General features: G+C 69.2%; 5 protein-coding genes and 1 pseudogene. 3 read left to right on the forward strand and 3 right to left on the reverse strand.

Annotated elements, in window-relative coordinates:
- Positions 1-214 precede the first annotated feature (214 nt).
- Together leuB and A33M_RS21135 are read right to left on the reverse strand one after the other, a co-directional pair.
- The gene (gene leuB, locus A33M_RS21130; protein WP_008391772.1) at positions 215-1,330 is read right to left on the reverse strand and encodes a 3-isopropylmalate dehydrogenase; all 1,116 of its coding nucleotides are present in this window, start codon (positions 1,328-1,330) and stop codon (positions 215-217) included.
- Positions 1,331-1,913: 583 nt separating this feature from the next.
- Positions 1,914-2,417, reverse strand: coding sequence for a GcrA family cell cycle regulator (locus A33M_RS21135; protein ID WP_040622393.1), 504 nt, complete (start codon positions 2,415-2,417; stop codon positions 1,914-1,916).
- 369 nt (positions 2,418-2,786) lie between these two features.
- Between A33M_RS21135 and A33M_RS21140 the strand changes: the two genes are divergently transcribed.
- The 3 genes from A33M_RS21140 (at position 2,787) to A33M_RS21150 (ending at position 6,043) form a co-directional block, all read left to right on the forward strand.
- Positions 2,787-3,998 (forward strand): aspartate aminotransferase family protein, encoded by a 1,212-nt coding sequence (locus A33M_RS21140; RefSeq protein WP_008391778.1) that lies wholly within the window; start codon positions 2,787-2,789, stop codon positions 3,996-3,998.
- A complete protein-coding gene (gene argF, locus A33M_RS21145; RefSeq protein WP_008391779.1) occupies positions 3,995-4,921 on the forward strand; it encodes an ornithine carbamoyltransferase in 927 nt (308 codons plus the stop codon). The genes A33M_RS21140 and argF overlap by 4 nt, the downstream gene beginning before the upstream one ends.
- A gap of 129 nt (positions 4,922-5,050) precedes the next feature.
- Positions 5,051-6,043, forward strand: a complete 993-nt coding sequence (locus A33M_RS21150) for an Hsp33 family molecular chaperone (protein ID WP_040622395.1) — start codon at positions 5,051-5,053, stop codon at positions 6,041-6,043.
- A gap of 66 nt (positions 6,044-6,109) precedes the next feature.
- Here the strand turns inward: A33M_RS21150 and A33M_RS24510 are convergent.
- Positions 6,110-6,347, reverse strand: a pseudogene (locus A33M_RS24510) (hypothetical protein); the annotation flags it as partial.

The following is a 6,347-nucleotide window of genomic DNA, read 5'->3' on the forward strand; positions in this document are numbered from 1 at the left end:
ACCCTCTCCCGTGGGGAGAGGGTCGGCGAGCGCAGCTCGCCGGGGTGAGGGGCGTATTCACCAATGGTTCGCTCGAAATCCCCCTTGGCCGGACCGCTTTGCGGTCCGACCTCTCCCCGCCGGGGAGAGGTGAAGGCGGTGCCGTGACCGATGTTCCGAACTGATCATTCAGAAACGGCATGAAAGGATCGGGCGCCGTCGCCGCCCGTTCCGATCAGGCGCCGGCGAGCCGGGCGACCTCGGAGATCACCGCATCGCCCATCTCGCGGGTGCCGACCACCTTGCAGCCTTCGGCCTTGATGTCGGCGGTGCGGATGCCGGCATTGAGCGTGTTGGCGATCGCCTGCTCGACGAAGTCGGCCTCTTTCGCCAGCCCGAACGAGTAGCGCAGCGCCATCGCGAACGACGCGAACATCGCGATCGGGTTCGCGACGCCCTTGCCGGTGATGTCGGGCGCCGAGCCGTGCACCGGCTCGTACATCGCCTTGCGGGTGCCGGTCGCGGGGTCGACGTCGCCGAGCGAGGCCGACGGCAACATGCCGAGCGAGCCGGTCAGCATGGCGGCGATATCCGAAAGGAGGTCGCCGAACAGATTGTCGGTGACGATCACGTCGAACTGCTTCGGCCAGCGCACCATCTGCATGCCGCCGGCGTCCGCCAGCACGTGCTCGAGCGTCACGTCCGGGAACTCGCGTGCGTGAAGGGCGGTCATCACCTCGTTCCACAGAACGCCCGACTTCATCACGTTGCGCTTCTCGAACGAGGCGACCTTGTTGTTGCGCTTGCGCGCGAGCTCGAAGGCGACGCGGCCGATCCGCTCGATCTCGAAGGTGTCGTAGACCTGCGTGTCGATCGCCCGCTTCTGGCCGTCACCGAGGTCCTGGATCACCTTCGGCTCGCCGAAATAGACGCCGCCGGTCAGCTCGCGCACGATCATGATGTCGAGGCCGTCGACCACCTCGCGCTTGAGCGAGGAGGCGTCGGCGAGCGCCGGGTAGCAGATCGCCGGGCGCAGATTGGCGTACAGCTTGAGGTCCTTGCGCAGTCGCAAGAGGCCCGCCTCGGGACGCGCCTCGTAGGGCACGCTCGCCCATTTCGGGCCGCCGACCGCGCCGAAGATCACCGCGTCGCAGGCGAGCGCCTTCGCCATGGTGGCGTCGGTGATCGCCACCTTGTCGGCGTCGTAGCTCGCGCCGCCGACCAAACCCTCCTCGGTCTCGAAGGTGCCGAGGCCGTGCGCGTTCATCCAGGCGATCAGCCGCTTCACCTCGGCCATCACCTCCGGGCCGATGCCGTCGCCGGGAAGGAGAAGGAGCTTGTGGGTCGCCATGTCGGGATCTCGTGTCGAAGGGGTGGGTGTGAATGTGCGGGCGCTCGCGGGAGCGCGGCGCGCAACGAAAGGTGGGCGAGTGCTAGTGCGCGGCGGCGCGCTTGGCAAGGCGGCTGCCAAAACCCCTTTTCCACAGGGCTTTGGTCGGCGGCACGTCATCTATTCGTCACGGAAATCGGTCGTCGGCGGGAAAGTCGTCCCGGCGGTCGCCCGAAAGAAAGGGGCGGCCGGGGAGACGTCGATCGTCCGAATGGCGTGCGGGCCCGGGATTTCCGGATCCGATCGGGACGCCGTTCGGGCGACGCACGAGGGCAAGCGGGCCGATCGCTGCGAGCGATCGGTCGTGGCCTCGCGCGGCGCGGGTCTGGTTTTCCGCCGGCGCGCTCGCGCGCCGAGCTTTTGTAGATCCGGCGCTCGCACGCCGGCTTTGCAGAGATCCGGCGCGCACACGCGCCGATCAGCTTACGACGATCCGGCACGCTCGCGCGCCGATCCGGTCGCAAAAATCCGGCGCTCGCGCGCCGAACACGTCTGGTGCATCCGGCCCATTCGTGCGCCGGAAAATCACAGGAAACGGTGCGGGTCAGCCCCGCGCCAAACGCTTGTCGCGGCGCCGGTCGACCGGCTGATAGGCGATGCGGGCGTGATAGCTGCAATAGGGCAGCCCGTCGGAGGTGCGGCCGCCGCAGAAGAAGAAGTCGTTGGCGCCGGGATCGCCGACCGGCCAGCGGCACTTGCCTTCGCCGAGCTCCAGGAGCGAGCAGCGCTCGCCCATCGCGACCACGTTGCCGACCGCATCGGCCTCCGGCTCGTAGTCGACCTCGTAGACGGGAGCGCGCGCCAGCGCCGTGTTGCCGCGCACGGCCGGACGCGCCACCCTCAGCATCGGCGCGGCGGCCGGGCGTGCCTTGCGCTGGCGCGGCACCGCCGCCGCCGGCGTTTTCGCACGACCCGACAGTCCGAGCCGATGTACCTTACCGATCACGGCATTGCGGGTAATTCCTCCGAGCTCGACGGCGATCTGACTCGCGGATAGACCGTCGTTCCAAAGCTTCTTGAGAAGTTCCACGCGCTCGTCGGTCCACATGTGTTCCTCTTCGCCTCGCGGCTTCGTCGCCTCGGGCGGTCGGAATAGCGCTCACAGAATCCACCAACGCCGCCGGGTGGTGCCTCTCCACCAGCGGGGTACGCAGAACGACAGTGTGATACCTAGAGAACAGTCCGCCGCACGAGATGTCGTATAAGTGCAGATAAAAGGCTACTATATCGCGCGAGTCCCGCGCAAGAGTCCCCAGTATTGCATCCACAATTCATGGCGGTTTCGAGTCGGCCCGTGGCGCTTTCGTCACGACCGTAGCATGGTTGACACAGCAGGCATCGGACCTAGAATACTCGGCTCGTGCCGCCCCGAGAGGCGGCACGTTCATTTTCATGCCGTGAAACGAGCATCCGGCCGATGTCCTCCCATCTTCTCCCGACCTATGCGCGCGCCGACCTCTCCTTCGAGCGGGGCGAGGGCGCATGGCTCGTGGCCGCCAATGGCGACCGCTATCTCGACTGCCATTGTGGCGTCGCCGTGAACGCGCTCGGTCATGCGCATCCGGCGCTGGTCGCCGCGCTGCGCGAGCAGGGCGAAAAAGTCTGGCACGTCTCCAACCTGTTCCGCGTCCCCGACGCGGAGCGGCTCGCCGCGCGCCTGTGCGAGGCGACGTTCGCCGACTTCGTGTTCTTCTGCAATTCCGGGGCGGAGGCGATGGAGGGCGCGATCAAGGTCGCGCGCAAGTACCACGCCGCCTCCGGCCATCCGGAGCGTGTCCGCATCGTCACCTTCGAGGGCGCCTTCCACGGCCGCACGCTGGCGACGCTCGCGGCGGGCGGTCAGAAGAAGTATCTCGAAGGCTTCGGCCCGCCGGCCGAGGGCTTCGACCAGGTGCCGTTCGGCGACCTCGAAGCGGTGAAGCGCGCGATCGGTCCCGAGACCGCCGCCGTGCTGGTCGAGCCGGTGCAGGGCGAGGGGGGCGTGAAGGTGCCGCCGCCGTCGTTCCTGCGTGGCCTGCGCGAGCTGTGCGACGAGAAGGGGCTTTTGCTCGTGCTCGACGAGGTGCAGACCGGCATGGGCCGCACCGGCACGCTGTTCGCCCACGAGCATGCCGGCATCGTCCCCGACGTGATGGGGATCGCCAAGGCGCTCGGCGGCGGCTTTCCGGTCGGCGCGGTGCTCGCCACCGCCGAGGCCGGCAAGGGCATGACGCTCGGCACCCACGGCTCGACTTTCGGCGGCAACCCGCTCGCCATGGCGGTCGCCAATGCGGTGTTCGACGTGATCTCCGCGCCCGGCTTCCTGGAGGGCGTGCAGCGCAAGGCGCTGCTGATGAAGCAGCGGCTCGCCGCCGTGCGCGACCGCCATCCCGACGTGATCCGCGAGGTGCGTGGCGAAGGCCTGCTGCTCGGCATCGCCTGCGGCGTGCCGAACGGCAAGATGATCGAGGCCTTGCGCGCGGAAAAGCTGCTGGCGGTTCCCGCCGGCGACAACGTGGTGCGAATCTTGCCCCCGCTGATCGTCAGCGAGGCGGAGATCGCCGAGGCGGCCGAGCGCATCGATCGCGCGGCGGCGCGCCTGTCGGGCGAGGCCGCCGGCAACGGCAAGCTGGAAGGAGTTCCGGGGTGAACGGCCTCCGTCATTTTCTCGATCTCACCGACATCCCGGCCGAGGAGCTGCGCGGGATGCTCGATGCCGGCCGCGCGATGAAGGCGGCGCTGAAGGCGAACGGCCGCGATCCGGCGCGCCCGCTCGCGGGAAAAATCCTGGCGATGATCTTCGATCGGCCGTCGACCCGCACCCGCGTGTCGTTCGACGTGGCGATGCGCCAGCTCGGCGGCGAGACCATCGTGCTGTCCGGCCAGGAGATGCAGATCGGCCGCGGCGAGACCATCTCCGACACCGCCAAGGTTCTGTCGCGCTACGTCGACGCCATCATGATCCGCACGCTCGACCACGACGGCGTGCAGGAGCTGGCGCGGGTCGCCACCGTCCCGGTGATCAACGGCCTCACCAAGCTGTCGCATCCCTGCCAGGTGATGGCCGACGTGATGACCTTCGAGGAGCATCGCGGGCCGATCCGCGGCAAGCGCATCGCCTGGACCGGCGACGCCACCAACGTGTTGACCTCGTGGATGCACGCGGCCGAGCGCCTCGATTTCGAGCTGGCGATCGCGACCCCGCCGGAGCTCGCCCCGAAACCCGAGCTGATCGCCTGGGCGAAGGCGTCCGGTGCGGCGATCGAGATCGGCAGCGATCCGCACGCCGCGGTCGCCGGCGCCGAGTGCGTGCTGACCGACATGTGGGTGTCGATGGGCGACGAGGACGGCGCGCGGCGCCACAACCTGCTGAAGCCCTATCAGGTCAACGCCCGGCTGATGGCCGAGGCTGCGCCCGGCGCGGTGTTCATGCACTGCCTTCCCGCGCATCGCGGCGAGGAGGTCACCGCCGAGGTGATGGACGGTCCGCAGTCGGTGGTGTTCGACGAGGCCGAGAACCGCCTGCACGCCCAGAAGAGCGTTCTCGCCTGGTGCTTCAACGCGGCGGTGTGACACCTATCTATCGGTGATGCGGACGCCCGCTCCCGGGGAGCGGACGTCGACCTTTCGGCACGGATGGTTTTCCGCCGCGCAGGCACACGCCGCCTGAGCGGATCGCCACGACTGTATGCAAGGAACCCGATGAGCGAGAACGCCATGCCCTCGCGGGAGCCCGGACGGATTCCCGCCGACGACACCGTGGTGCCCTTCGAGGTGGCGACGCTCGACGTGCGCGGCCGCACCGTCCGGCTCGGTGCCGCGGTCGACGAGATTCTCACCCGCCACGACTATCCGACTTCCGTTTCGCGCCTGCTCGGCGAGGCGATCGTGCTCACCGTGCTGCTCGGCAGCGCGCTGAAGTTCGAGGGCCGCTTCATCCTGCAGACCAAGACCGACGGCCCGGTCGGCATGCTGGTGGTCGACTGGCGCTCGCCCGGCCTGGTGCGCGCCTATGCCCAGTTCGATCGCGCGGCGGTGGAGACGCTCGCCGAGCCGACCGACGGCGACCTGCTCGGCCACGGCCATCTCGCGATGACGATCGACCAGGGGGCGGACATGAACCGCTACCAGGGGCTCGTCGCGCTCGACGGCGGCACGCTCGAGGACGCCGCGCACGAGTATTTTCTGCGCTCCGAGCAGATCCCGACAAAAGTGCGGCTCGCGGTGGCGGAGGAGTTCTCCGCCGAGGCGGGCGGGGCGAAGCGACGCTGGCGGGCCGGCGGCCTGATGCTGCAGTTTTTGCCGAAATCGCTCGAGCGGCAGAAGGTGGCCGATCTCGATCCGGGCGACGCGCCGGACGGGACCGTGCCGCACGTGGTGCCGGAGGACGACGCCTGGGTGGAGGCGCAGGCGCTCGCCGCGACGGTGGAGGACCTCGAGCTGATCGATCCGGAGCTGTCGAGCGAACGGTTGCTCTACCGGCTGTTTCACGAGCAGGGCGTGCGGGTGTTTCGCTCCGGCGAGGTGGAGGCGAAGTGCTCCTGCTCGCGCGAGCGGGTGGAGACGATCCTCAGGAGCTTCCCGGTCGAGGAGCGCGCCACGATGGTCGAGGACGGCCGCATCCAGGTGACCTGCGAGTTCTGCAACACCCGCTATCGCTTCGAGCCCGACAGCGTGCTCGGCGACGGCGAGTAGGGGCCGAGTGGGGGCGAGGAGGCGGCGCGGCTCGCCACCGGCGAGACGCCGGGGAGAAGAAAAAGATCAGCGGCCGCCGCCGAACAGGAACGGGAAGAAGGTCGGCCGCTGCTGCGGCGCCTGCCGGTATTGCCGCTGATCCTGCCGGAACGGCTGGCCGAAGAAGCCGAAGAACGACTCCTGCTCGCGCGGCTGCTGCGGCGCCTGCTGGCGGGCGACCCGCGAGGGCGCGGCGTGCGGCGCCGCGGCCGGCTTCGCCGGCGCGGCGGCGGCGGCCGGCGGCTCGCGCGCGGGCCCGGCGCGC

This window comes from Rhodovulum sp. PH10 (assembly GCF_000293785.1).
Lineage (GTDB): Bacteria > Pseudomonadota > Alphaproteobacteria > Rhizobiales > Xanthobacteraceae > Rhodoplanes.